Source organism: Roseomonas fluvialis (assembly GCF_022846615.1).
Lineage (GTDB): Bacteria > Pseudomonadota > Alphaproteobacteria > Acetobacterales > Acetobacteraceae > Neoroseomonas > Neoroseomonas fluvialis.
Map to the genome: position 1 here is coordinate 4,409,782 of NZ_AP025637.1, position 25,108 is coordinate 4,434,889.

Genomic DNA, 25,108 nt, shown 5'->3' on the forward strand with positions numbered 1-25,108 from the left:
CGCGCTGTCTCCTGGGTTGCGGCGACTGGTGTCCGCGCTTCACCTGGCGATGAACGTCTGTTCAGATAACTGGGATAAAGAGGGATGCGGTATGCCGAAAACCGGAACACTGTATCGCGCCGGGCTCAGTGATCTCGAGGCGATCATCGCGATTGCACGCCGGGCCTCGTTCCGTGCTGCGGCGCTGGATTTGGGCATGTCCGCGACGGCGCTCAGTGTCGCTGTCGGAAAGCTGGAGGCGAGCCTTGGCGTCCGGCTGTTCAATCGCACGACGCGCAGCGTTTCGCTCACCGATGCCGGCCGCGTCTTTGTCGACCAGGTCGGTCCGGCTCTGCTCGATATCCACGGCGCCATGGACGCGGTGCGGTCGCAGCAGGCGACGCCGTCCGGTACGCTGCGCATCAATGCTTTCGCGACGGCAGCGCGTGAGATCCTGTCTCCGCTGATCCTGGAATTCCTGCGTCGCTATCCGCAGGTGCATGTGGACATCGTCACCGAGGGACGGTTGGTCGACATCGTTGCCGAAGGCTTCGATCTCGGCGCGCGGGTGGCCGACCTCGTGCCAACCGACATGATCGCGGTTTCGCTCGGGCGTCCTCGGCGATCTGCCGTCGTCGCTTCGCCGGCGCATTTCGAGAAGCATGCCAGGCCGCGCGTCCCGTCCGATCTCCTCAAGCACCCGTGCATCCGTGCCCGGCTGCCGAACGGCGCCCTGTATCGGTGGCACTTCGAGAAGGGTGGGAGGACTGCCGTGATCGATGTGAACGGTCCGATCACGCTGGACGACGCCGGCCTCGCGCGAAGCGCGGTGCTGGCGGGCATTGGGCTCGGCTACTTCTTCGAACAGGACGTTCACGCCGACATCGAGGCCGGACGCGTGGTTCGCGTGCTGGAGGACTGGACACCGCCATTGCCCGGCCTCTGCCTGTACTATCCCGGCCGGCGCAATCCGTCGGCGGCCTTGAAGGCTCTTGTCAGCCTGGCGCGGGAACTCGGCGTGAAGCGGGACTCGCTCACTCCTGCCAAGGTCGACGTCGCCGTGAGGGGGCGGCGGCGCAAGTCGGCGACGTAGGCGGGGCGTCGAGCGCGATCCGCTGGTGGTTGTTGCACTGGCAAGTGGGTTCGGTGCTGCGCCGGCCGCTCGGTGATGCTGTCGTTATAGAGGATCTTGGCGGTCGCGCATCCATCGAAGCCCCTGGCGCTCGCCTGCTCCACCTGTCGTTCCCCCATCGAGAGTTCCTTCCGCAGGCGGGAAGCCGGCGAGCGGACCAACAACGGCCTCTGGCCTGCCAGCGACAAGACCGTCGGCGCCTTCGACCCAATTGAACGCCTGGAGTCCGGGCAGGCCGTCCTGAAGGCGAACGGTCGCCGCCATCCTGCCAACGTCACGGTCATGCCGCGTCAGCGGAAGCCGCCTGACGACCTACAGAAACCCGAAGATCTTGCCATGCTCCAGCAGTGGCGCGCCCGGCAGCCCGAGTGCCTTGAGGCACCCCCAGATTCCGACGGAACAGGAATCGATCACCACGACGCCACATTCCGCCTCGAGCGCCGCCACCACGGGCAGGCCTGGCATATTGGTACCCCAGATCAGCACGGCGTCGGTCGTGGCTTCCGCCACACAGCCGCGGATCGCTTCGCCGAGGGTCGCGGGGGATACGCTCGCCGCCTCAAGGTTAGACCCTAGCCCAAGCCCTCGCACGGCCGTCATCGGAAAACCCTGTTCTCCGAAGCGGTCGCCGATGCGCTGCGCGCGCGCCACGGTGCCCTGCGAGACCAGCGCGATCCGTCGTGCGCCGAGGCGTCGCAGGATCTCGAGCACGTCAAGCGACACGCTGGTGACAGGTAGACCGAGCCGCGCGCTTGCCGTGGCGCACAGATCCCGGTCCACCTGAAATCCGTCGATGGCGCCCTTGGTGCCATTCCAGCAGATCGCCTCGACCTCCGCGTGGGCCAGCATCTCTGCCGCAGCCAGCACGGCTGGCGCATCGTACCCGATCTCGGGCTGGCCGCTGCCATCGGGCCGATACGCGATGCGCGAGTAACACGACGACAGGCCGGGATAATCGGACAGCAGTCGCTCAGTGGTGCGCTCGACCGTGCGGTTCGACGAAGGCACCAGTTGGCCGATGAAGCGACCGGTCACAAGGTGCTCCATCAGTCGAGCCGCGCGCCTGAGGCTGCCACCATCTCCCGCCAGCGCGGCGTGTCCTGCTGAATCTGGGTCTGCACCTCCGCGGGGCTGCTTGAGACCGAGAGCACCAGCCCGGACGCCTTGAGGCGATCCTCGAGTCCCGGGGCCTCGCCCGCCTTGCGAATGCCCTCGAACAGTTGCGCAACGGTGGCCGGCGCCATCGATGACGGGCCGGCGAGAGCGGACCAGCTCTGCAAATCGACCGCGGCCAAGTTTAGGTCGGCGAATTCGCCCATGCCGGGCACCTGCGGAAAGAAGGGTGATCGCTCCCGGCTGCCCACGGCGAGGGGCACCGCGCGGCCTGCGGCGACGTGAGGCATGAGCTGCGGCATGGCGTCGAAGATCATGTCGATGGTGCCGGCCAGGAAATCGCTCACCGCCGGCGCACCGCCGCGGTAGGGGATGTGCTGGATATCCGCGCCGCTGCGGCTTGCAATGGTGGCGCTGATCAGGTGCGAGGGCGTCGCCCGCGCCGAACCCGTCGTCACGCGGTTACTGGGCCGCTTGGCCCATTCGATCATGCTGCGGAAGTCGGTCCAGCCGCGTTCGCGCGCACGCTCCGGCGTCACCACGCAGAGCACCGTCGAATTGGCGATGCGTGCGACCGGCATGAGGTCTCGCACCGGATCATACGGCGGTCGGTCCATCATGAATGGGAGCGCCGCGAAGAAGGTGACGCTCAGCACGCCGAGCGTCGAACCATCGCTTGCTGACCGCGCGACGGCTTCCACCGCGAGGATGCCATTCGCAGCGCCGCGGTTCTCGACCACCACCTGTTGGCCGGTCTGGCTCGTGATGGCCTCGGCATAGTGTCGCGCCAGGACGTCGGCCGCGCCACCGGGGTTGAACGGCACCATCAGGCGCAACGGTCGCCCGCCCGACAGGAACTGCGCGCTCACCCCGCGCGGCGCAGCGAACAAAGGCAGGCAGGTCAGGAGATGTCGGCGGCGCAGCATGGTGCGTGTCTCTCCGTCTGTGTGTCATGGCAAGGCCGCTGTGCGGCGCGCGGGGGGACAAGCAGGTACACGCCGAAGCCTATCATGAACAGCGAGAACTCACGGCGCGCCGCGCGGTCGAAGAAGGTCTGCACCGGGGCCGTTTCCAGACGGACCTCGATCCCGATCCGCGCGCCGCCCTCGCGCTGCATCTGGGGGCGCAGTTGCCGTTGGTGGTTGCCATCACCGCGCTGGCGGTCAGGCAGGATGCGATGCCCGCATGGCAGGGAACGACGCTCCGGGGGGTGGGGCGGCATCCTGACGATACTGGTGTCCCCGATGCTGGCCGGCCGCTCTCTGCTGAACAGACGCCAGGTCGGCTGGCCATACCGTCACCGCGTTGCGTCCACGATACCTGCTACGGGGATGAGGACCCGGACCTGAATGCGCGGGGCCGCCGCCATGTCGACCGTCGAGGCGCCAACGTTCCGCGCCGTGACCCGCACGCTGTTGTCGGACCAGTGATGGCAGTCGGGTACGACGGCGATGCGCTACCGGGTCAGTCCGAGCCCCTGCGGATCCTCCTGCCGGGCCGCGTGCCGATCCTGGTCGTCAAAGGTGGACCGATCAATCACCGAATCAACATGCGTCAGGTAGCGCCGGACCTCGTCGGCACGCACATCGCCGTCCAGGAGTTCCTCGAGGCCAAGCAGCGCCGACCGCAACCGTCGCAGCACCTGTACGGAGGTCGCGCCGAAGACGCGGATCTCGTCGAAGGCGAGGGATAGGTAGTCGCCCCAATTCGGCGAAGGAAAGGTCAGGCGAAGCACGCCTTCCTGGTCCGCCACGCGCCCGATGTCGAGCGGCCGTCGGGCCAGGCGCCGAAGCAAGTCCTCGATCTGGTCGAGCGCCTGCACCGCCGTGGTCGGGTCGTTGATGGCCGGGGAGAGCGCCTTGATCGCGATGTCGACCAGAAGGCGCAACGGATACTTCGGATCCTGCTCGAACGTGCGGTCGTTCCCGAGGCGCACCGCGCGCAGCAGTTCCGAATCCGGCAGCCCTCCCGTGCCACCCAGCACGCGGAGCACCACGGATCCGTCCAGCACCATGTCGCCGACCGCGACCTCCATGTCGATCACCCCGCCTGCGCGGCGGGCGAGTGCGACCAGTGCCGGGATGTCATAGGCCTGGACATAGCGGGGCGGTCCCTGGTGTCGCAGCTTCTGCACGACCGGATCGGCCGTCGTGGTGTCGGGGACGACCGCCGCCCGCACCCCGCCGGCAATGATGGTCTGGCGGATCACCTCTCGTCCCTGGTCGCCGATGAAGCGCAGTGTGTTGGCGATCTGCAGGTCGCCGAGACGGCGCATCAGCAGTCCGAACGCCAGCAGGCTTGCGAAGAGCATCACCATCGCGCCGATGGCGGAGAGTGTCGGCACCCTGGCCTCGCCGGACCGATCCACCCACATCGTCGTGGCAAGCGCATAGGTGAAGGTCGCGAAGAAGATCCCGAGCGCATGGAACAGGACCGGATCGCGCGCAAAGCGCGACGCGAAGCGTGGCGAATAGGTGATGGCGCTGAACTGCAACATCACGAAGGCGATCGAAAAGACGATCCCAGTCAGCGCCATCATCCCCGAGGAAATCGCCGAGAGTGCCGCCAGCACCGCCGACGAGGAGACGCCCAGGTCGAATGACGCGGCATAACTGTGCTCAAGCCGCGGGAGCACGAGGCCGCAAACGATGCTCACCACGGTATAGGCGATAGGAATCAGCCAGACAGGCATGCTGCCTCTCCCTCCGTGGCCGCCCGCCGCGCGACCCGCGCGAACCACCACGCGGCGATCAGGCCACAGGCGATCTGCACCGGCACGCCGAGGGTCACCATGACGATTACACCATCATCCACGCCAGGCGCCGAGAGCAGCGGCGCCATGGCGGCGCCCACGTTGCGCGTGCAGAGCCCAAGCCCGAGCACACTGCGCCGTTGCTGCCGGACACCACGCGACAGTCCATAGCCCGCTGTCGTCATGATTGCCAGGAACAGCACCTGCGAGCCGACGGCAAAGCTGCCGAAGGACGCCAGGAAGCCACGTCCGAACAGCACCCCGCAGAGCACCACCAGGACCACGGCCGCCCCCGCCGCCACGGACCTGACATGGGGGCGTACCGTCGCCGCGACATGCGGCGCGACATGGAATACGACCATCCCGAGCGCGAGCGGCCCCAGGACCATGATCACGAGCGGGCGCGCGATGGCCCAGGCGTCGATAGTAAGCCCCGTGGCCAGCAACGGTACCGCCACGGGCATCAACACCACCGTGCCGACGGCGGCGAGCAGCATCATCGCCGGCACACAGGCGACGTCGCCCTGCGCGCGCTTCACCATGACCGGCAGGAAGGGTGCGCAAGGCGTGAGCCCAAGCAGCATCAACCCCAGCGCATGTGGCGGCGAGAGCGGTAGGAGTTGCGTCATCGCCCACGCAAGGGCAGGCCCGATCACGAAGCCGAAGCCGACGCCATAGATGAGAAAACGGCGATCACGCAGCCCGGACAGCGCATCGCTCAACCGCAGCCTGAGCCCCATCTCCAACAGCGAGCCCGCCATGAAGACGAGCAGCGACAGCTTCAGCGCGAGAAGCGGCAGGTCGCTCACCGCCGAGGGTCAATCGAGGGCATGAGCGATCCCTGCCGGGCCAGGCTCCAGCACGGCGCGCGCGAGCACGCCGCCCGACAGCGTCCGCGCGCGGAAGCCGTTCTGCAGCAGCAGACGCGTCGCGTAGTAGGCGCGCTGCCCGGAGCGGCAGATGACCTGGATCTCGCGGTCCCGCGGCACTCCGAAATCCGGTCGCGCGACTGGCCGAGCGGGATGTGGAGCGCGCCAGGCACGCTCTCCACCGCCAGTTCCGGCGCTTCACACACGTCGAGCAGCAGACCGTCGCCGCGCGCGGCCCCATGCGCGACCGGCATGTCGCCGTCGAGGATGCTGCGCGCCATCATGCCCGCGAAGTTCAGCGGGTCCTTGGCACTGCCGAATTGCGGCGCGTAGCAGAGCTCACTCTCGGCCAGGTCGTCGATTGTGGCACCCATCTGGATTGCCATCGCCAGGGCGCTGATGCGCTTGTCCGTCCACGCCGCGTCGCGGCTCAGGGTCTGGCCGCAAAGGACCTTCTCGTAGTCCGTCATGCCGAGGCGCAGCAGCGCCGCGCAGGACGCCCCGCCTGCCACGCCGCCGACGATCACCAGCTTCATGCGCGCGATTTCCTGCCCGACCTCCGCTTGCCGAGGTTCATCGCGCGAAAGGGCGCCGGAGGCGTTGATATGCATCAACAACGCGACCGCGATGCGCCGCCCGCCTTGAAGTCCATCCCTGGCCGGCTCCGCGAATTGGACGCGAGCGTCTGCGCGCGAAGCTAACCGCGGGGAGGCTTCACATCCTCGGCCTGAGCATCGCCGGCCAGGTGGAAGCGCTCTGCGAAGATGTGCCGGCGATCTGGCCGAACCGTTGCGCCGACGCTGTCGCGGCACTGCCGCAGACATGTCACGCAGCGGTTGCACCCCACGACGGCTGCGAAGAAACTCCAGCCGTGAGTGTGCGCACGACCAACGTCGCGGCCGTGGCGGGCAGCGCCGGCCTGCCGCGCGCCTGCCTGCGGATCGCGGCGGCCGTCGCGCTCGTCACCACCGCATCCAGTGCATCGGCCCAGGACATCGAGCCGCGCGCCTTCGCGAACACGCCGGTCGGCGTGAATTTCCTGGTCGGTGGCTATGCCTTCACGCGCGGCAGCCTGTCCTTCGACCCGGCCGTCCCGGTCGCCGACGCCCGGCTCGAGACATCGGGCCTGCTCCTTGCGTACGCCCGATCCTTCGACATCCTGGGCATGTCGGCAAAGTTTGACGTGATCGCACCCTTCAGCTGGCTATCAGGCTCGGCGACCTTCGCCGGCCAGCCGGTGGAGCGCACGGTCAGTGGTCCCGGTGATCCGCGCTTCCGACTCTCGGTCAATCTGTTCGGCGCGCCGGCGCTGACACTCGAGGAATTCGCCACGTGGCAGCAAGACCTGATCCTGGGCGCAAGCGTGCAGGTATCCGTCCCGGTGGGGCAGTACGATCCGTCGCGCGCGGTGAACCTCGGGACCAACCGCTGGTTCGTGAAGCCGGAGATCGGTGGGTCTCAGCGCTTCGGTCCGCTGACGCTCGAGGCGACCGCCGCTGTCACCTTCTTCAGTGACAACAACGATTTCCTGCGCGGCCAGACTCGATCCCAGGATCCGCTCTATTCCCTCCAGGGCCATGCCATCTACAGCTTCGGCAGGGGCATCTGGGGGTCGGTCGACGCGACCTATTTCACCGGCGGGCGGACCACGATCAATGGAGAGGCGAACGACGACCTGCTGAGGAACTGGCGGCTCGGGGCGACTTTTTCCATCCCGCTCAGCCCTCATTATTCGGTTCGGCTGTATGGCAGCAGAGGCATCTCCGCGCGCACGGGGAACAATTACGACCTGCTCGGGATCGCGCTGCAGTACCGCTGGGGCGGGGGCCTCTGAAGCGCGCCGCCCCGGGGGTGAACCGCGTCTGTGGGTAGCTCCGCCTTCCCCGCGTGCCCAGCGACCAAGCTGGGCTTGACGGTTCGCCAGCGCAGCGACCTACCGTGGCCGCCGATCGGCGGTGGCACCGGTGGAGGAACCGGCAGGTCGCACAGCCAGGGCAGGGTGGCTGCTCTGCCACGTGCGCCCCTCAACTGTGCGCAGGCGCCCGTATTCAAACAGCGCGCGCATCCACTCGCGGTCGAAGGGGCGCACCCAGGGCAGAGTGAAGTCCTCACCGATATACGTCAGGTTGAAGTCTATTCCGTCGCGTACCGCGTTGGTCTGCAGGCGAAGGATGTCGTTCTGGCCACTCGCTGCGATCATGCTCGAGATGGCACGACCGGAGATCGGTAGCAGGCCGCGTTCGGTCTGCTGCCACTCACCACCGAGGCGGGCGTTGCGGATGACCCAGGCGCGGCGTGCGCGTGCCAATGCACCGGCGCGCAGGTTGCGGCCCTGCGTCAATGCAGGCGGATAGAGGAAGGTCTGCGCCATAGCACCGCCATCCACATGCATTTCCTGCCAGGTCCGGCCTTCGGCCTCCACCTGGATCATCACTGGGGGGAAGAAGGTTGGTACCGAGGCCGAAGCGAGCATAAGGTCGCGAATCAGATCGGCGGCGCCAGGCCGGCCGCTCGCGGCGATGGCGCCGACATTCCAGATCACGCCCCGCATCGCGTCGAGATTGGTGGTGCCGATCAGCAGCAGACGCCCCTGGCGATAGCCTTCGGCGATCTGCCCCACCGTCGCCTCGTTCATGTGGCGGGCAAGCATCTCGCGCAGGGGACGGGTGTCGGTCAGCGCATCGGCGAACAGGATGCTGATCCAATCGCGCATCCGGAAGATCTGGTCCGGCCCGACGGCGGTATAGACATCCCGCAGCACGGGATCCTTCGAGGATCCAACGAAGGCAAGCGGTGCGGTCAGCGCGCCGGTGCTGATGCCCGTGACGAGTTTGAATTCCGGCCGGGTGCCGAGTTCGGTCCAGCCCACGAGTATGCCGGCACCAAAGGCGCCGTGATCGCTACCGCCGGACAGCGCCAGCAGATTGGCCGGCGGCAGGCGACGCGGATCCGTATCCGGTGGCAGGCCCAGATGCAGCGCCTCGCGCCGGCTGGCGGCGGCGAATTCCTCAAAGAGCGCGACAGCCTGGGTGTCGGGAAAGAAGCGGGCATTCGGTATGCCGAGAATCTGCGTGTGATCCTGCAGCGTCTGCGGCACCGCGGTGCCGCGTTCGACCGTACCGCAGGCGGCGAGGAGGAATGGCGCCGCGAGAGCAAGGCGGCGCGGGATCGGTCGCGATGTGGCGGAGCTGCGATCCGGGCTACGTGACATGGCATCCTCCGCTGGGCAGCCGGGAGTGCGTCGGCCGCCGGATTGGCCTCACGCATAGCGATCGCGATGTGGCCAAGGTTGATCCGCATCAATCAAGTGCTCGAACATGTCACCGGCCAGCCAATTCGTAGGAAGTTGCGACGAAGCCTCGGCGCCGGTCAGCGCGAGATTCGCGACGATCGCGCAGAAGGAGATGCAGCCACCGCCAAGCGTGAGCAGCGTGACGCTGTACTACCCGGCCGTCGCTATGCCATCCGCCTCCGCACGGGACACGCTGTCGAGCGGCAATCGCTCTTCGATGCGAGCCCGGGCATCGGGCCACCTGTGGGGCCCTCACCCGCCCAGCGCGATCAGGCCGATGATTTGCACGGCGATGACCTTCACGATCGTCGCAGAGGGAAAGATCATCGCGTAGCCAATGTCCGGACGCTCGGTCGGCGCCATGCGCGTGGCATAGACCAGGATGGCGGGGTTGCCCGTGGCGCCGGAGGCGACTCCGAGCAGGTCGTCATAGGGCAGTTTCAGCACGTAAACACCGACCCCGAGCACGATCGCGACGGTGGTGAGCAGCACCAGCGCACCGATAATCAACAGCAACGGTCCTTGCGACGCCACCGTCGTGACAAAGGCCTGGCCCGAATTGATGCCAACCGCAGCCAGGAACAGCGTGAGGCCGAAATTGCGCAGGACGATGTTGGCCGGCAGTGGCATGACCCAGGAGATCGGTCCGGTGCGCCGCAGCCGCCCGAGAAGCAGCGCCACGATGAGCGGACCGCCGCCGATGCCAAGCGTGACCGTGCCGACGCCCGGCACCGGAATCGGCACCAGGCCCAGCAGGACGCCCAGCACCATGCCGAAGCCGACCGAGACGTAGGAGAACTCGGCGGCCGACTTCACCGTGTCACCGAAATGCGCCCGTGCCGCCGCGACCTGGTCGGTTGGCACCAGCACGCCAACACGGTCGCCGATCTCGAGCATCAGATCGGGCGTCGGCACCAGGTCCACGTCGTAGCGGCGGACATGCAGGATGCGGATCTCGGTGCCCGCGGGCATGGGGATCTCGTCTAACTTGCGGCCCGTGAGGCCCGCCTTGGAGACAAAGAAGCGCTGGTAGCTGAGGTCCGCGCGGTCCTTCGCGATACGGCCGGGATCGAGCCGGCCGAGCAATGCCGCCGTCTCCTGGATCGATTCCGCGCGGTCGGCGGCAATCAGCAGCGCGTCGCCGACGCCGAGCACGAGGTTGGCGTCGGGCATTCGATTGCGATGGTCCTGGCGCACGGTCGACACCTGCACGCCTTCCGGGAGCATCGCAATCACCTGACCGAGCGTGCTGCCGTCGGGCAGTCGCTCGAGCGTGACTTCGCCGATGTGGAACCGCGCCGGCTTGGGCGGAAAGCTCGGCTTCACCTTCCGCGTCAGGAAGTAGAAACACAGGATCGGACCGATGACGCCGAAGGGATACGCGACCGAGTAGCCGATCGAGGGCTCGTTGTTCTTCGTCACGTCGAGCGCGGCCTGCAGCGTCGCCGTACTGGTCATCGATCCGGCGAAAAGCCCAAGCGTGTGGCCGAGTTGCACGCCGAAGATCCAGCCCAGGCCCAGCGCCATCACCAGCCCCGCCACGACGGCGACGAGGGCAAGGAGGTTGTAGATGCGCCCCGGCCCCGTCAGCCCCTCGAAGAACTGGCGGCCGTAGAGGATGCCGATGCCGTAGAGGAACATGATCAGGCCGATGAGGCCGATCGGCCCGGCGATGTTGGCCTTCGGCGCGATGGCGCCGAGGAACAGGCCGACGAAAAGCACCGCACCGATGCCGAGAGAGAAACCCAGGATGCTGATCTGCCCGACCAGGTAGCCGAAGCCGATCGCGAGGAACAGCGCAAGGATCGGCTGCGTGCCGATCAGTTCGCTGACGGAGGCCATCATGCGGCGTGCTCCCCTCGGTCAGCGTGCACGACAACCGGCGGCACGGAAGATGCCGAGTGCGGCCTGCACCTGCTCCTCCGTTGGCGTCGGTGTGTCAGCAAGCGTGTAGTCGATCCCGAGCGCCTTCCACTTGAAGGCGCCCATCTGGTGGAAGGGCAACACCTCGACCCACTCCACATTGGTCATGGGTGCCACAAACTCCGCAACCTTGCGGATGTTGTCCGGCGCGTCGGTCAGGCCGGGCACGAGCACGAAGCGCACCCAGACGGCCTTGCCCATCGTCGCGAGGCGCTCCGCGAAGCGGAGCGTCGGCCGTTGCTCGAAGCCGGTAACGCGGCGATAGGTGTCCTCGTCCCCGCTCTTGATGTCGAGCAGCACGAGATCAACGTGCTGGAGATAGGCGTCATCGGCGCGGTGGCCGAGGAAGCCAGAGGTGTCGAGCGCCGTGTGCAGCCCCATCGACTTCGCCGCCGCAAGCAGCCCCTTCGTGAAGCCCATCTGTACCAACGGCTCGCCGCCCGAGATGGTGAGCCCGCCGCCCATTGCACGCAACGCCGGGGCGAAGTCGTGCAGGCGCCGAATGGCGTGGGACAGTTCGATCCGCGTGCCGTCCTTCAAGTGCCAGGTGTCAGGGTTGTGGCAGTACTGGCAGCGCAGGAAGCAGCCCGACATGAACAGCATGATGCGCACGCCGGGGCCATCGACGGTCGACCCCGTCTCGTAGGAATGCACCCAGCCATGGGTCTCCTGCGGCCCCTCGAAGCCCTGGGTCTCCGGGGCATCGGGGGCCTGGCCGGTGCGAAGGTCGAAACGGCTGCCGACCTTCACCATGCCGTCGCCTTCGACTTCGAGCATGGCCGTTTCCTCAGTAGGAAGCGTGGAAGGTGCGGCGAATGACGTCGAGCTGCTGCTCGCGCGTCAGGCGCACGAAGTTCACCGCGTAGCCGGAGACCCGGATGGTGAGCTGCGGGTATTTCTCCGGGTGCTCCATCGCGTCCTCCAGCGTTTCCTTCGACAGGACGTTGAGGTTCATGTGGAAGCCACCCTGACCGAAGTACATGTCGAAGGCGCGCACGGCGTTGTCGATGGTGGCGTCCTGGTCCCGGCGCGCAAGCGTGGGCGCGACCGAGACGGTGTAGCTGATGCCGTCCTGCGCATCGGCATAAGGCAGCCGTGCGACGGAGATGCAGGAGGCGAGCCAGCCATGGTCGTCCCGCCCGTGCATCGGGTTCGCACCCGGCGCGAAGGGCTCGCCCTTGCGCCGCCCGTCCGGCGTATTGCCGGTCGCCTTCCCGTAGACGACATTAGACGTGATGGTCAGCACCGACTGCGTGTGCACCGCGTTGCGATAGGTCGGGTGCTTGCGGATCTTCGCCATGAAGCGGGAGACGATCTCCACGGCGATGTCGTCCACCCGGCTGTCGGCATTGCCGAATGTCGGGAAGTCGCCCTCGATCCGATAGTCTACTGCCAGGCCCCTGTCGTCGCGGATCACGTGCACCTTGGCGTGCTTGATGGCCGATAGGCTGTCCGCCACCACCGACAGGCCGGCGATGCCGAAGGCCATGGTCCGCAGGATGTCGCGGTCGTGCAGCGCCATCTCGAGCCGCTCGTAGAAGTACTTGTCGTGCATGTAGTGGATGCAATTCATGGCGTGCACGTAGGTGCGCGCCAGCCACTCCATGGTGGCGTCGAACTTCGCATCGACCTCCGCGTAGTCGAGCACCTCCGCGGTGATGGGCGTCGAGGCCGGCCCGACCTGTTCGCCACTCACTTCGTCACGCCCGCCATTGATCGCGTAGAGCATGCATTTCGCGAGGTTCACCCGCGCACCGAAGAACTGCATCTGCTTGCCGAGCCGCATGGCCGAGACGCAGCAGGCGATACCGTAGTCGTCGCCCCAGTAGGGCCGCATCAGGTCGTCGTTCTCGTACTGCAGTGACGAGGTGTCGCGGCTGATCTTGATGCAGTAGCGCTTGAAGGCCGTGGGCAGGTTCTTCGACCAGAGCACCGTGATGTTGGGTTCCGGCGCCGGGCCGAGGTTGGTCAGCGTATGCAGAATCCGGTAGCTGCTGCGCGTCACCAGCGGCCGCCCGTCCAGGTCCATGCCACCCACGCATTCGGTCGCCCAGTACGGGTCGCCGCTGAACAGCGCGTCGTAGTCCGGCGTGCGCAGGAAGCGCACGATGCGCAGCTTCTGCACGAGCTGGTCCATCAGCTCCTGCGCGCCAGCCTCGTCCAGCGTGCCTTCCTTCAGGTCGCGCTCGATGTAGATGTCGAGAAAGGTCGAGATGCGGCCGATCGACATCGCCGCGCCGTTTGCTTCCTTGATGGCGCCGAGATACGCCAGGTACGTCCACTGCACCGCCTCGCGCGCCGTCTCGGCGGGGCGGGCGATGTCGCAGCCGTAGCGCCTACCCATCTCGGCCAGATCGGCCAGCGCGCGCATCTGCTCGGCGAGTTCCTCGCGCGTGCGGATCACCTCGTCGTTCGGCCACATCTCGTCGACCTGGGCCCGTTCCTCGCGCTTGGCGGCGAGCAGGCGGTCGATGCCGTAGAGCGCCACGCGCCGGTAGTCGCCGATGATGCGGCCGCGGCCATAGGCATCAGGCAGGCCGGTGATGATGCCCGATTTCCGGCAGCGCATGATCTCGGGCGTATAGGCGTCGAAGACGCCGTCATTGTGCGTCTTGCGATACCTCGTGAACGCCTCGTGCACCGCAGGATCGGCTGGGAAGCCGGCGGCCTTCAGGCCGGCTTCGACCATGCGCAGCCCGCCAGCGGGAAAGATCGCGCGCTTGAAGGGCTTGTCGGTCTGCAGCCCGACAATGACCTCGTTGGCCTGGTCGATGTAGCCAGGGGCGTGCGCCAGCACGTGGGACGGCGTCGTGGCATCGACGTCGAGAACACCCTTGGTGCGTTCGGCCGTGAAGAAGGGCTGGAGCGCCGCCCAGACTGCCATCGTGCGCGCCGTGGGGCCGACGAGGAAGGCTTTGTCACCCGTATAGGGGGCCATGTTGCGGACGATGAAGTCCCGGACATCGATGACGGCGGTCCAACGGCCCTGCTCGAAGCCGCGCCAGCAGCGCGCTTCCTTGAGCGCGGCGATGTCGATGTTCACGCCTTCCATGAGCGTCTCTCCCTTTCCGTTCTTTCTGGGCGGCCTCGCAACGTGCCAGGCGAGGCCGCGTTGTGCGTCATTCGGCTGTGTCCGCGAGCAGCGCGCGTGTGTGGCGCGCGATCATCAGATTCTCGTCGGTTGGGATGACATAGGCCGCAGCACGGCTGCCGGCGCGCGAGATGACCGGCCCCGTCGCCGCATTCGCCACCGCATCGAGTTCGACGCCGAGCCAGCTGCAGGCCTCGCAGATGGCCGCGCGGATCGACGCTGCGTTCTCCCCAATCCCCGCCGTGAACACTATCCCGTCCAGCCCACCCAGTGCGGCTGCCAGCGAGCCGATACCGCGCGCGACGCGATAGACGAACACCTTGATCGCGAAGCGCGCACGCGGATCCTCGCTGGCCAGCAGGTCGCGGAAATCCGATGAAACCCCAGACAGTCCGAGCAGGCCCGAACGCCGGTAGAGCAGCGCCTCGACACCCGCGATATCGAGCCCGTCCTCGCGCATGAGGTGGAGCACGACGGCCGGGTCGATCTCGCCACAGCGCGTGCCCATGGGCAGGCCGTCGAGCGCGGAGAACCCCATCGTCGTCGCCACGCTCCGCCCGCCCTGCAGAGCGCAGAGCGAGGCACCATTGCCAAGATGCGCCACCACCACCCGCCCCGTCGCGAGGCCTGGCGCCACCTCCGGCAACACCGATGCGATGTATTCGTAGGACAGCCCGTGGAATCCGTAGCGGCGGATGCCGCGCGCGGCCATCTCGAACGGCAAGGCATAGACCTGCGCGACCTCGGGGATGGTGCGGTGGAAGGCGGTGTCGAAGCACGCGACCTGCGGCAGGCCGGGCGTGCGCTCCATGGCGGCATGGATGGGAGAAAGATTGTGCGGCTGGTGCAGCGGCGCGAGCGGCGAGAGAGCCGCGAGGTCGTCGAGCAGCGCCGCCGTCACCAGGCATGGCCTGTCGTGGTTCGGGCCGCCATGCACGACGCGATGGCCGAGCGCCAGGAGCGGCCGGCCGCCAAGATGCTCGCGCAGCCAGGGCAGCAGCGCGAGCAGGGCCTCGGCCGGGGTGCCGGGTGGGCCAGCGGCGAGATCGGGCGCGGTAAGCTTCGTGCCGGCGCCGTCGCGCGCCGTGACGCCTGGACGCACGCCGATGCCATCCACCTGCCCCGAGAGCAGCACGGCATCGCCCTCGTACAGCGAGAACTTGAGCGAGGAGGATCCGGCATTCAGCACGACGACGACGCCCGCGGTCATGCCACGCGTTCCTGCCGGGCCGCGGCCAGGACCTGCGCCAGCGCGACCGAGGCGAGGCGCGAGGCCACGCTGTCTGCCCGGCTGGTGAGGATGATCGGCACCCGCGCGCCGAGCACGATGCCTGCACTGTCCGCGCCCGCCAGGTAGCTCAGTTGCTTGGCGACCATGTTGCCGGCCTCGAGATCCGGCGCGAGCAGGATGTCGGCGTCACCCGCCACCGCGGATGCGATGTTCTTGATCGCGGCTGCCGCCTTGCTGATCGCGTTATCGAAGGCGAGCGGCCCGTCGAGGATCGCGCCGGTGATCTGGCCGCGGTCGGCCATCTTGCACAGCGCCGCGGCATCGAGCGTGCTCGGGATCGCGGGGTTGATGGTCTCGACCGCCGAAAGGATCGCAACCTTGGGCACGGTGACGCCGAGCGCGTGGAGCAGGTCCACCGCGTTCTGCACGATATCGGCCTTGGTCTTCAGGTCGGGGAGGATATTGATCGCCGCGTCTGTGACGAACAGCGCCTTGGGGTAGCTCGGCACATCCAAGGCGAAGACGTGGCTCAGCCGCCGGGCTGTCCTGAGCCCGCCGTCGCGCGCCACGGCGGCGGACATCAGTTCGTCGGTGTGCAGGCTGCCCTTCATCAGCGCGGCGGCGCGGCCTTCGCGGCAGAGCCGCACTGCAACGGCCGCGGCCTCGTGCGGCGTCGCCGCCTCGATGATATCGCACGCCGCGAGCGACGCCCCGGCAGCCGCAGCGGTCGCCTCGATCAGCGCCGGCGGGCCGACCAGGATGGGCCGCAGCGCGCCGCGCAGCGCCGCCTCGACAGGACCGACCAAGCTGTCCCGGTCGCAGGGCCAGGCCACAGCGGCGGTCAGCGCCGGCAAGGTGGCGCTGCGCGCCATCAGCGCGGCGAGGTGACGGTGCGTGTGCAACTGGATGTCGGGTCGGGTGCCCGCCGTGGCCGTCACCGCGGCGACCGGCAGGGCGAAGGTGGCCGACGCTTCGGCCAGCCTGCCGCGAGGTCCGCTTACCATGATCGCGATCACCGCCGTCTCCGGGTCGGGGCGGGCCACGATCGTGCCCGTGATGTCGACCCTCTCCTCGGGCGAAGGCAGCAGCCCGGGCGTCAGATCCAGGCTGCGCAAGGTGGCACCGGGGCCAGGCAGGGCACGCGCCGTGAAGTCGAGCACCAACCCGCTCAGCAGAAGTGCCTGCGCCTGGCTGGGCAGATCGTCGAAGGCCGCGTCGGGAGCACCGAACAGCGCCGCCGCGAGGTCGAAGCCCTGCGCACGCAAGCCATGCGTCATGCCGCGCGTCAGGCCGACCGGCGCGGAGGCCTGCGAGAGGCCGGTGAGCATGGTGTCCGTCGGGCTCATCATCCGCTCCGGAAGGTCATGCGGCGCGTCACGGATGCGGCACGAAGGGATCGGCGTCCCGGGCGACCGGAAAGCGGGCGGCGGCGGGCTCATTCCGCCACCCGGGTCCAACCCTCACCGGGGTCGAAGGCGGTGATCCGCGCTGCCTCGCGCGCCGTATCCGGGCCGAGATCTCGCTCCCAGACCGTGCCGTGGTGGCTGATCATGAAGGTCATGATGCCGGAGACGCCGTAGCGCGCCGGCACGGCGATGACGGCGAAGCCGCCGATCATCCGCCCGTTCACCACGTAGTCGATCGCGCCGCCCGGCGCGTCCGGGCCCTGCGCTTCCAGGATGCGGAAGGTGTAGCCGTGGTAGGGCTGCGGCGCGTCGCCCTGGCGCCGCGCATAGCCGCCGGAACTGGCCGCCGCGGCCAGGGGCCCGAGCGGGCTTGGCGCCTCGCCCTCGCGGGTCGGCCAGTAGAGTCCGTCCCGCTGGTCGGGCGTCGAGAAGAAGCGCCGCGCATAGGCCTGGAAGGCACCGTGCCGCCCGGCGGTGCGGGCGTAGTCCGCCTGCGCGTCGGCCACCGCGCGCAGTGTCTCGATGGTGTCGAGCTCGTTGCGCCCGATGCGGCGGTCGGCCAGTTCCTGCCCGCCGGCGACGGCATCGAAGCGCCAGGCGCCGCCACGCTGCGCCATCGGGAACGCAAACGGCCAGGCGTCATCACCGATCTGCAGGATGGCGCGGTCGGGGGACGGCCGGACGATCTCGTTCTTCCGATCATAGGCTTCGAGGAAGCGGGTGCGCGCCGTGCGGTCCGCGACCGGGTCGCCGGAGCGGAGGTAGCGATATCCGGCGCTGCCGAGGATCCGCACGCCCTGCGCCTCGCTGCGCGCACGCAGCGCGGCGACGAAGGCCGCGAAGCCCTCCTCCGGCGTGCGGAAGGCCTGCGGCGGGATCGGCCGCGGGGCCTGTGCCGGCTGCTGGGTCTCGGCCGGGGCCGCCGGCGCGGGCGCCTGCGCCATGGCGCCGGTGGCAAGAAGCGCGGCAGCGATGCCGCCGAGGATGCTGGTCCGCAGCATGGCGTGTCTCCTCACCGACGCCCACCACCACGGCCGCCACCGCGGCCACCGCCGCCGCCGGCACGCGCACCGCCGCCACCGCCTGCCGAGCGGGCACCGCCGCCACCACCGCCGGCCGGTCGCGCGGCCGCGCGCTGATGGGCCTGCGCGCGGGCTGCGGGCTGACCCTGCCGGCTGGCCGCACCGCGGTTGGCCGCGGCACGTTCACGCCCGCCATCGTCCATGCCCTGGAAGCCCTGCGGGGCTTGCCGCGCTGGCTGCTGGGCCGGGCGCGCCTGCGGACGGCCGGCGGCATTGTGCTGGGCGGCCGGGCGCTGCGTGCCACCGCGCTGGGCGGCGCCACCGCGTTCGGCCGCCTGGCCCCCGCCGGGGCGCTGCGCGCCGGCCCCACTGCGGTCACCCACGCCACCACGATCACCTGGGCCACCACGTCCGCCGGGACCGCCTGCGCCGCCAAGCCCGCCAGCCCCGCCGGCGCCACCCGGACCACCAACGCCGCCGCGGCCACCAGCGCTGCCGATACCCCCGGGTCCGCCTGCGCCACCCGGTCCGCGGTCGCCGACGCCGCCGCGGTCGCCGGGGCCGCCGATCCCTTCGCCGCGCTGCGCCTGGTCGACGCGACCGCGGAACTGCTCGCGCGACTGGGCGCGGTCGCCGCCGGCCCGGTCGGCGCCCACGCGGTTGCGCACCTCGTCATTGCGGTAGGCCACGCCCTGGCGATGCGTCGTGTCGTGCCGCCATGTATTGCCGCTGATCTGCCCGCGATTGGCATTGATGTTGTTGTAGCGGTTGGCGTTGACGTTGATGTCGCCACCACCCCAGTTGGCGCTGCCCCAGCCCCACAGCGACCCGACGATCGCCGCCCCGCCCGCGAAGGCCATGCCGGTCAGCAGCGCGCTGCCCAGGCCCCAGCCGACCGGTGGCGGGTAGGAGTACGGCGGACTCTGCGGATAGGGCCAGGTGCCATAGACTTGGTTCGGATCGTAGGCCGGCACATAGACCGTGTCGGGCTGCGTCGGCGCGATGGTGATGACCTGCGGCGGCGGCGCAACCGCTGGCGCCGCCGCGCCGGGCGCCGGCGGCGGTGCGACGTTCTGGGTCACGTTCACCGTCTGCTGCGGTCCCGACTGCAGCGCGCCGTTCGCCTGGGCACGGCCACGCAGCACCTGGATCGCGTTCATCACGTCCTGCTGCTGCGCCAGCACAGCGTCGCCAACCTGCTGCGTCCATTCCAGCTGGTCGTTCATCAGCGTCAGGACGTCGGGGAACGGCACCAGCGACTTGACCGACGGATCCCAGGACTGTGCGACGAGCGCCTGCGCGAGCGCCTCGCCACGCAGCGCGCCATTCTGCCCCTGGCCGAGCCAGCGCTTCGCTTGCACCACCTCCAGTGGGTAGGTTGACGCCATCAGCATCTGCATCAACAGGTCGTCGGGATAGAGCGCGATCGGCGCGAGCAGTTGCTCGAGCTGCGCCTGGGTCAGGCGGTCCCCCTGCGCTGTCGGCACAACGGGGCGCGGCGCCGCAGCCGGTGGCGTCTGGGCGGCCGCCGGAGGCACCGCCGGCCCCAGCGTGGTGACCGCCCCGAGGCCCATGCAGAAGACCATCGCCAGCAGTCGCACGCGGAGCGGGAGCGACGATGCGGCGGCGACGGCCCCCCGGTACGCCAACGCGCCCGGCTGCGGTCCTGGATCGCGCGCGGATGCCGGACGGGCCCGGAGGTCGTTCATGCGCGGCCTCGCGCAGCGTGGATCATGCTGCGCATCTCGGCTTCCAGCTCCCGCACCAGGCGTTGGTAGTCCGCGACCTCAGGCCGTGGCGTTTCGCAGGCGAGGCGCCCGAAGGTCGCAAGACCCTCGCACGCCAGACGATAGTCCTCGCAGGCACTGCGAAAGGCGCGATCCGCGAGAAAGAGCCGCCGGATGAAGGCGACATGCTCGGGGAAGGCGGCGAGCGCACTCGCCAGGTCCGGGCAGGGAGCGGTCGCAGACCCCATCGCCATGGTTCCTCCGCAGCGCAGCCCATGTATCGCGCTGCCCGCGCAGGCACCGGGAGTACGTCACAGTGACATACGGCGCATGGGGCGGCCCGACGCACTCGCGCAACAATTCACGGCTTTGGCGCGCGCCCTGGGCGACGCCGCAAATGGCGACACGGCCCGCGATTCACGATATCGTGGCCTCAAGGAACGCGACGTTCCATCATCGGGGAAGCACTGAGATGAGCGTCCTCGCGCCAGACACGGTTCGCGCGGAGTTGGAGCGGATCCTGGCCTCCGCTGCCTTCGATGCGTCCCCGCGAAACCGGCAGTTCCTGCGCTACGTCGTCGAGGAAACGCTGGCTGGCCGGGCCGAGCGCATCAAGGGCTACACCGTCGCGACCTCGGTGTTCAGTCGCCAGGCCGATTTCGACCCGCAGGTGGATTCCATCGTGCGCATCGAGGCCGGGCGGCTGCGCCGCGCACTCGAACGCTTCTACCTGATGGCGGGACCGGGAGAGGGACCGCGGATCAGCATTCCGCGTGGGTCCTATGTTCCCGTCTTCGACGCCGACCCCTGGCCGGCAACGGGCGGCCCGGGCCTGGCGTTCTGCCGGCGCGCGCCCGCCATCCTCGTCCGCCCCTTCGACGAGGAAGGCGACCAGTCGGCATACCCCCATTTCACGCGCGGCTTCGCGCGCCAGATCCTGGTTGGCCTGACGCGCTACACCGAACTCTTTGTCTTCGGTGCCGAGACAGCCCTGTCCGGCGAGGCCGGCGCCGCGGGGCTCGACCCCGATTACCTGCTGACCGGCGGCACCAGCCTCGCGGCGGATCATTTCCGGGCGGATCTGCTGCTGACCGAGGTCCGGACAGGCCGCTGCGTGTGGGGTGAATCCTTCACGCGCCGGCTCGACCCCGCCGAGATCCTGCACGCACGCGACGACGTGGCCTCGGCCGTGGTGCGCCATCTCGCGCAGCCCTATGGCGCGCTCTTTGCCCACAAGGCACAGGAGGTAGAGGGGCGGCCTGGCAGCGATCTGACCGCGCATCACTGCGTCATTCGCTTCTACCAGTACTGGCGAACCTTCGACCGCGCGATGTTCGACCTGCTGCGCGACGACCTCGAACGCGCGACGCAGCGCGAGCCCGGCTTCGCCGATGCCTTCGCCTGCCTGTCGCTGCTCTATGTCGACGGCTACCGCTATGGCTACGCGACGCCACACGAAGGCGGGGGGTCCCTCTCGCGCGCGCTCATCCTCGCCCGCCGTGCGGTCGACCTCGCGCCCTTGTCGAGCCGCAGTCACCACGCGCTGGGCATGGCGTACTGGTTTCAGCGCGACGTCTCGAGCGCGCTGGCGGCGCTCGAGACCGGGCTCGACCTCAATCCGAACGACACCGACGTCATGGCCGAACTCGGCATCCGCTGCGCGATCCTCGCCGACTGGAACAGGGCCGTTCCCCTGCTCGAGGGCTCCTATGCGCGCAATCCGGCGCAGCCCTCGGGCTATCGGATGGGGCTGGCGCTCTGGCATTTCTGGCATGGCCGCTTCGACGCGGCGCTGCAGGAGGCCCGCAAGGTCGATGCGCCGAGCGTCGCCTACGGCCATGTCGCGGTGGCCGTCGCGGCTGCCGAACTCGGCATGCGGGAGGAAGCGGCGCGCGCCATCGACGCGCTGCGCCGCATCCAGCCCGACTACCTTTCGCGCGCTGAGGCAGACCTGGTGGGACGCAACCTCCATCCGCGCCTGGTACGGATGATGACCGACGGCCTGGCGAAGGCAGCCGCGGCCGATGCAGCACAGCCCCTGACCGGCACCGGATGACGGGAGCTGCCGCGCACGTCACCGTAATTTACCGCAACCGGCCACACGCCTCGCAGCACGCCGGCTGCCACCGCCGCTAGGATGTTCGCAGGATGATCTCCACCGGTCACCGGCCGGCAGGGTGACACGGAAGGAACTGCCGACATGGCTCTCGACGCATCGAACCTGAGTGTCCAGGCGATCTGGGATACGATCGCTCAGAAGCGGAAGCACGCGACGGACGAACGGCTGGCTGCCGAGGCCGCGGCAAAGGCCGAGCGCGAAGCGCTGCGCGAGGCCTTCAACGAGCGCCAGGTGCAGCCCGAGGCGCTGGAGCGCCTGGCGGCGGTGGTCCGCCGCGCCGTCGAGAACGGCGAGAAGCGCGTCCAGGTGCTGCAGTTCCCCTCGGAATGGCTTCCGGATTCCGGACGCGGCATCACCAGCCACGACCCCCATTGGTACGAGCGGCTCGATGGGTTTCCGAAGCGCGCTTACGACTACTACCTGAAGGAGTTGCAGCCCCGCGGCTTCCAGCTGCAGGTCGAGATTGTCGACTGGCCCGGCGGCATGCCGGGCGATTGCGGCTGGTTCCTGAGCTGGAAGCACCCCGAGGAAGACTGAGCGCGCCCCTCGGCCACGCCACGGAACCAGGAGGACGCCGCGATGTCCAAGAAGGACAAGAAAGACAGGCGCGCCCAGGACGCCGCGCCGACGCACCCGCCGGCCCCCGCGAAGCAGGTGGCCCGGGGCAAGGACGCCCCGCCCTTCAAGCCGGACGGCAAGCTCAGGCGCAAGGCCTACGAGACCGCGCTGTCCGACCTGCATGTCGAACTGGTGAAACTGCAGATTTGGGCGCAGGAGGCGGGCGCGCGCGTCTGCATCGTCTTCGAAGGCCGCGACGGCGCCGGCAAGGGCGGCAGCATCAAGGCCATCACCGAGCGCGTCAGCCCCCGCGTCTTCCGTGTCGTCGCCCTGCCCGCACCGACCGAGCGCGAGAAATCGCAGATGTACATCCAGCGCTATATGCAGCACCTGCCCGCCGCGGGGGAGATCGTGATCTTCGACCGATCCTGGTACAACCGTGCCGGCGTCGAGCGCGTCATGGGATACGCCGACGACCAGCATGTGCGGTACTTCCTGGACATGGCGCCCGGGGTCGAGAAGGCCATGGTCGATTCCGGAATCATCCTGCTCAAGTACTGGCTCGAGGTGAGCATGGAGGAGCAGACGCGCCGGCTCGCCGCGCGGATCGACGATGGGCGGAAGCTATGGAAGCTCTCGCCGATGGATCTCAAGTCCTACAGCCGCTGGTACGACTATTCGCGCGCGCGCGACGACATGTTCAAGGCGACGGATTCGTCCTGGGCCCCCTGGTACGTGGTGCATTCGGACGACAAGAAGCGCGCGCGGCTGAACATCATCCGCCACCTGTTGCGCCACATCCCCTACCAGGCGCCCAGGCGCGACAAGGTGGCGCTGCCCAAGCGCCAGAAGCCGGGGGACTACGTCGAGCCGGACTACCCCTGGAAGGTGATCGCCGACACGCTGGGAGCGCCGCCGAGCAGCGGGTGACCCGCGGCGGATGCGGGAAGCCCGCATGCCGGGTCATGAGGCGCAACCTGGCATGCGCTTCGCGGTGCGCGCGCGGGATCCACTGGCCGGCCCAGGCAGGCGGACCGCGGATCGATGACGATCCGCGGTCCGAGCATCACGCCTCGGTATGCACCTGCACGGTGCCCTTGCGCACCGCCGCCTTCAGCGCCGCGTGGTCACGCTCGGCCTGGTCGGCATAGGACAGGGCGAACTGCCCCATCGCCTCGTCGAACTGGGCACCGGCCCCGAGATAGCCGGCGATGCCGCTCACCTCAGCGCTCTTGGCGTGGGCGCGCGCCAGCGTCCAGCCGCAGAGCTTCGCGTAGAGCGTCAACAGTTCCTCGTCGAACGTCTCCACCAGCGGCTTGATCTTCGCGTCGCGCAACTGGCGCACATAGAAGTGCCGGCCGTTCGGCGCCGTCACCCAGCCCAGGAACACGTCCGAGGCCGGTTGCGCCAGGCGCTGGCCGAACACCACGCGTTCGCCATGGTGTGCATGGTGGCTCGGGCCGGCATGGGGTTCCAGCACCGAGGCCACCGCCTCCTTGAACTGCAGGAAGAGCGGATCGTTCGAGGCCGACATCATCAGCATGATCCAGCAGCGCCGGCCGACGCTGCCCACGCCCACCACCTTGATCGCCGCATCGACCACCCGGTAGCGGTCGAGCAGGGCGCGGCGGTCCTCGCTCAACGTCGCGCGGTAGGCGGCGAAGACCGAGTCCAGCGCTTCGTTGAAATCCTTCGCGCGCGTCACATCCGGGTGGAAGATCAGCGGTGGCGTGTCGCGAATGGCAGCACGCCCGCCGACCACGCCGGCGAGCTTCGGGAAGTCGAGTTCCGAGCCACTGCCCGAAGCCGCCTTCTCCAGGCGAGATTTGATGCGCGCCTGGACCTCCGCCGGGACCATGTCCATGATATCTTCCGCCGTCAGGCGCGCGTACCAGACTTCGAGCGGATCCATCTTCGCGTAGTCGCGCAGGCGCTTGCGGTAGCTGCGCGCGCAGGTCTCGGCCGCCTCCTGCCCCACCTTGTCGGACAACCCATTCGAGCGCGCCGCCAGCACGAAGGAGGCGACGAGCCGCTTCACATCCCACTCCCAGGGCGCCGGTAAGGTCTCGTCGAAATCATTGATGTCGAACAGGATGTTGCGCTCCGGCGTGGCGAAGCCGCCAAAGTTCATCAGGTGGCAGTCGCCGCACGCCTGTACGCGATGGTCGGTCGTCGGCGTCCGCGCGAGGTCCGCCGCCATGATCGCGGCCGAGCCGCGAAAGAAGGCGAAGGGCGATTGCAGCATGCGGCCGTAGCGGATCGGCACCAGTTCCGGCAGGCGCTCGGAATCCGATTCCTGCAGCAGGGCGATCGGGTCCTGGCGGTCGGCCGGTCGCTTCCAGGCCGCGTGGGCCGTGCGCGGCATGGTGGCGCGGAGTGCCTTGCCGGCTTCCATGCGCTCGACGATCGAGGCGCCATGCGCCCCGGTCGCCGCCGGTGCCGGTTGTGGCGTTCCTCCCGCCTGCGCCGCCTGCTGAGCCGGGCGGTGCTTGGTGCCCCTCTTCATCGGAATGCTCCTCAGCCTCACACGAGACGCAATCTGGGATCATCGCAGATTTCAGGTGGAATGTGACACCGACATTACCGACCCGTGCGTTGATCAGGATCAACGCCCGAAGCGCGCACGTCTGCTCCCCTGTCTCCTGCGCCGCCGGTTGCGAGGCGCGAGATCACCCTCCCCGCCCCCGACTTTGCAGGCCTTCGGCTGGAGATCATGGATGGGCTTGCCCGCTGCCTGTCACCGTCCTGCGTCGCCGGGCACGCTGCGGCCGCGCCCGTCGCGCGGGGCAGCACATGCCGCCTGCCGGCACAGGCGGGCCTGCCCGCACCTCCCTGGTGACCCTGCCATGGTGGTGGAGCCCGCAGAATGTCACCGTAACTTACGCCGGCCGGAC

General features: G+C 68.7%; 21 protein-coding genes. 5 read left to right on the forward strand and 16 right to left on the reverse strand.

From position 1 onward, the window contains the following. Positions 1–28 precede the first annotated feature (28 nt). Positions 29–1,072, forward strand: a complete 1,044-nt coding sequence (locus tag MWM08_RS21170; RefSeq protein ID WP_244408491.1) for a LysR family transcriptional regulator — start codon at positions 29–31, stop codon at positions 1,070–1,072. A gap of 351 nt (positions 1,073–1,423) precedes the next feature. Here MWM08_RS21170 and MWM08_RS21175 read toward each other — a convergent pair whose 3' ends face one another. The 6 genes from MWM08_RS21175 to MWM08_RS21200 form a co-directional block, all read right to left on the reverse strand. Then, positions 1,424–2,158, reverse strand: a complete 735-nt coding sequence (locus MWM08_RS21175; RefSeq protein ID WP_244408492.1) for a maleate cis-trans isomerase family protein — start codon at positions 2,156–2,158, stop codon at positions 1,424–1,426. Next, entirely contained in the window at positions 2,158–3,150 is a 993-nt protein-coding gene (locus tag MWM08_RS21180) for a Bug family tripartite tricarboxylate transporter substrate binding protein (RefSeq protein ID WP_244408493.1), read from the reverse strand. The genes MWM08_RS21175 and MWM08_RS21180 overlap by 1 nt, the downstream gene beginning before the upstream one ends. Continuing rightward, complete coding sequence (locus tag MWM08_RS21185; RefSeq protein ID WP_244408494.1) at positions 3,126–3,341, reverse strand: hypothetical protein; 216 nt, start codon at positions 3,339–3,341, stop codon at positions 3,126–3,128. Before MWM08_RS21185 ends, MWM08_RS21180 begins: the two co-directional genes overlap by 25 nt. A gap of 339 nt (positions 3,342–3,680) precedes the next feature. Next, positions 3,681–4,967, reverse strand: coding sequence for a DUF2254 domain-containing protein (locus MWM08_RS21190; RefSeq protein WP_244408495.1), 1,287 nt, complete (start codon positions 4,965–4,967; stop codon positions 3,681–3,683). Continuing rightward, a complete protein-coding gene (locus MWM08_RS21195; protein WP_244408496.1) occupies positions 4,901–5,785 on the reverse strand; it encodes a bile acid:sodium symporter family protein in 885 nt (294 codons plus the stop codon). The genes MWM08_RS21190 and MWM08_RS21195 overlap by 67 nt, the downstream gene beginning before the upstream one ends. Beyond that, a complete protein-coding gene (locus tag MWM08_RS21200; RefSeq protein ID WP_244408497.1) occupies positions 5,782–6,381 on the reverse strand; it encodes a rhodanese-like domain-containing protein in 600 nt (199 codons plus the stop codon). The genes MWM08_RS21195 and MWM08_RS21200 overlap by 4 nt, the downstream gene beginning before the upstream one ends. A gap of 209 nt (positions 6,382–6,590) precedes the next feature. On the opposite strand from MWM08_RS21200, the gene MWM08_RS21205 reads away from it, so the two are divergent. Then, complete coding sequence (locus MWM08_RS21205; protein ID WP_244408498.1) at positions 6,591–7,679, forward strand: transporter; 1,089 nt, start codon at positions 6,591–6,593, stop codon at positions 7,677–7,679. 99 nt (positions 7,680–7,778) lie between these two features. Here the strand turns inward: MWM08_RS21205 and MWM08_RS21210 are convergent, their stop codons facing one another. The 9 genes from MWM08_RS21210 to MWM08_RS21250 all read right to left on the reverse strand — a co-directional run bounded on the left by MWM08_RS21210 (position 7,779) and on the right by MWM08_RS21250 (position 19,785). Further along, complete coding sequence (locus MWM08_RS21210) at positions 7,779–8,942, reverse strand: patatin-like phospholipase family protein (RefSeq protein WP_244408499.1); 1,164 nt, start codon at positions 8,940–8,942, stop codon at positions 7,779–7,781. A gap of 447 nt (positions 8,943–9,389) precedes the next feature. After that, the gene (locus tag MWM08_RS21215) at positions 9,390–10,982 is read right to left on the reverse strand and encodes an aspartate:alanine exchanger family transporter (RefSeq protein WP_244408500.1); all 1,593 of its coding nucleotides are present in this window, start codon (positions 10,980–10,982) and stop codon (positions 9,390–9,392) included. Positions 10,983–11,000: 18 nt separating this feature from the next. Beyond that, positions 11,001–11,837: a pyruvate formate-lyase-activating protein gene (gene pflA / locus MWM08_RS21220; RefSeq protein ID WP_244408501.1), complete on the reverse strand. Its 837-nt coding sequence runs from the start codon at positions 11,835–11,837 to the stop codon at positions 11,001–11,003. A gap of 10 nt (positions 11,838–11,847) precedes the next feature. Continuing rightward, positions 11,848–14,112: a formate C-acetyltransferase gene (pflB, locus tag MWM08_RS21225; RefSeq protein WP_244408502.1), complete on the reverse strand. Its 2,265-nt coding sequence runs from the start codon at positions 14,110–14,112 to the stop codon at positions 11,848–11,850. A gap of 67 nt (positions 14,113–14,179) precedes the next feature. Further along, positions 14,180–15,361, reverse strand: coding sequence for an acetate/propionate family kinase (locus MWM08_RS21230; RefSeq protein ID WP_244408503.1), 1,182 nt, complete (start codon positions 15,359–15,361; stop codon positions 14,180–14,182). Further along, positions 15,358–16,728 carry a bifunctional enoyl-CoA hydratase/phosphate acetyltransferase gene (locus MWM08_RS21235; protein ID WP_244408504.1) on the reverse strand — a complete coding sequence of 457 codons (1,371 nt, stop codon included), beginning with the start codon at positions 16,726–16,728 and terminating at the stop codon, positions 15,358–15,360. Before MWM08_RS21235 ends, MWM08_RS21230 begins: the two co-directional genes overlap by 4 nt. 89 nt (positions 16,729–16,817) lie before the next feature. Continuing rightward, complete coding sequence (locus MWM08_RS21240; RefSeq protein WP_244408505.1) at positions 16,818–17,789, reverse strand: DUF2950 domain-containing protein; 972 nt, start codon at positions 17,787–17,789, stop codon at positions 16,818–16,820. 11 nt (positions 17,790–17,800) lie between these two features. Then, positions 17,801–19,411, reverse strand: coding sequence for a DUF3300 domain-containing protein (locus MWM08_RS21245; protein ID WP_244408506.1), 1,611 nt, complete (start codon positions 19,409–19,411; stop codon positions 17,801–17,803). A gap of 104 nt (positions 19,412–19,515) precedes the next feature. Then, on the reverse strand, positions 19,516–19,785 hold the full coding sequence (locus MWM08_RS21250) for a hypothetical protein (protein WP_244408507.1): 270 nt from the start codon (positions 19,783–19,785) through the stop codon (positions 19,516–19,518). Positions 19,786–20,009: 224 nt separating this feature from the next. Between MWM08_RS21250 and MWM08_RS21255 the strand changes: the two genes are divergently transcribed. From MWM08_RS21255 to ppk2, 3 genes are all read left to right on the forward strand, one after another. Further along, positions 20,010–21,593 carry a tetratricopeptide repeat protein gene (locus tag MWM08_RS21255; protein WP_244408508.1) on the forward strand — a complete coding sequence of 528 codons (1,584 nt, stop codon included), beginning with the start codon at positions 20,010–20,012 and terminating at the stop codon, positions 21,591–21,593. Between the two features lie 144 nt (positions 21,594–21,737). Then, positions 21,738–22,193 (forward strand): hypothetical protein, encoded by a 456-nt coding sequence (locus MWM08_RS21260; RefSeq protein ID WP_244408509.1) that lies wholly within the window; start codon positions 21,738–21,740, stop codon positions 22,191–22,193. Positions 22,194–22,235: 42 nt separating this feature from the next. Further along, on the forward strand, positions 22,236–23,144 hold the full coding sequence (gene ppk2, locus MWM08_RS21265) for a polyphosphate kinase 2 (protein WP_244408510.1): 909 nt from the start codon (positions 22,236–22,238) through the stop codon (positions 23,142–23,144). A 136-nt stretch (positions 23,145–23,280) separates the two neighbouring features. On the opposite strand, the gene MWM08_RS21270 is transcribed toward ppk2, so the two are convergent. Beyond that, positions 23,281–24,720 (reverse strand): DUF2252 domain-containing protein, encoded by a 1,440-nt coding sequence (locus tag MWM08_RS21270; RefSeq protein ID WP_244408511.1) that lies wholly within the window; start codon positions 24,718–24,720, stop codon positions 23,281–23,283. Between the last annotated feature and the right edge of the window lie 388 nt (positions 24,721–25,108).

Excerpts from the sequence above, each read along its gene's own strand:
- pflA (WP_244408501.1), bottom strand. The coding sequence starts at position 11,837 with ATGCTCGAAGTCGAAGGCGACGGCATGGTGAAGGTCGGCAGCCGTTTC.
- MWM08_RS21200 (WP_244408497.1), bottom strand. The coding sequence starts at position 6,381 with ATGAAGCTGGTGATCGTCGGCGGCGTGGCAGGCGGGGCGTCCTGCGCG.
- MWM08_RS21180 (WP_244408493.1), bottom strand. The coding sequence starts at position 3,150 with ATGCTGCGCCGCCGACATCTCCTGACCTGCCTGCCTTTGTTCGCTGCG.
- ppk2 (WP_244408510.1), top strand. The coding sequence starts at position 22,236 with ATGTCCAAGAAGGACAAGAAAGACAGGCGCGCCCAGGACGCCGCGCCG.
- pflB (WP_244408502.1), bottom strand. The coding sequence starts at position 14,112 with ATGGAAGGCGTGAACATCGACATCGCCGCGCTCAAGGAAGCGCGCTGC.
- MWM08_RS21260 (WP_244408509.1), top strand. The coding sequence starts at position 21,738 with ATGGCTCTCGACGCATCGAACCTGAGTGTCCAGGCGATCTGGGATACG.
- MWM08_RS21240 (WP_244408505.1), bottom strand. The coding sequence starts at position 17,789 with ATGCTGCGGACCAGCATCCTCGGCGGCATCGCTGCCGCGCTTCTTGCC.
- MWM08_RS21235 (WP_244408504.1), bottom strand. The coding sequence starts at position 16,728 with ATGAGCCCGACGGACACCATGCTCACCGGCCTCTCGCAGGCCTCCGCG.
- MWM08_RS21185 (WP_244408494.1), bottom strand. The coding sequence starts at position 3,341 with ATGCAGCGCGAGGGCGGCGCGCGGATCGGGATCGAGGTCCGTCTGGAA.
- MWM08_RS21175 (WP_244408492.1), bottom strand. The coding sequence starts at position 2,158 with ATGGAGCACCTTGTGACCGGTCGCTTCATCGGCCAACTGGTGCCTTCG.
- MWM08_RS21215 (WP_244408500.1), bottom strand. The coding sequence starts at position 10,982 with ATGATGGCCTCCGTCAGCGAACTGATCGGCACGCAGCCGATCCTTGCG.
- MWM08_RS21230 (WP_244408503.1), bottom strand. The coding sequence starts at position 15,361 with ATGACCGCGGGCGTCGTCGTCGTGCTGAATGCCGGATCCTCCTCGCTC.
- MWM08_RS21250 (WP_244408507.1), bottom strand. The coding sequence starts at position 19,785 with ATGGGGTCTGCGACCGCTCCCTGCCCGGACCTGGCGAGTGCGCTCGCC.
- MWM08_RS21270 (WP_244408511.1), bottom strand. The coding sequence starts at position 24,720 with ATGAAGAGGGGCACCAAGCACCGCCCGGCTCAGCAGGCGGCGCAGGCG.
- MWM08_RS21255 (WP_244408508.1), top strand. The coding sequence starts at position 20,010 with ATGAGCGTCCTCGCGCCAGACACGGTTCGCGCGGAGTTGGAGCGGATC.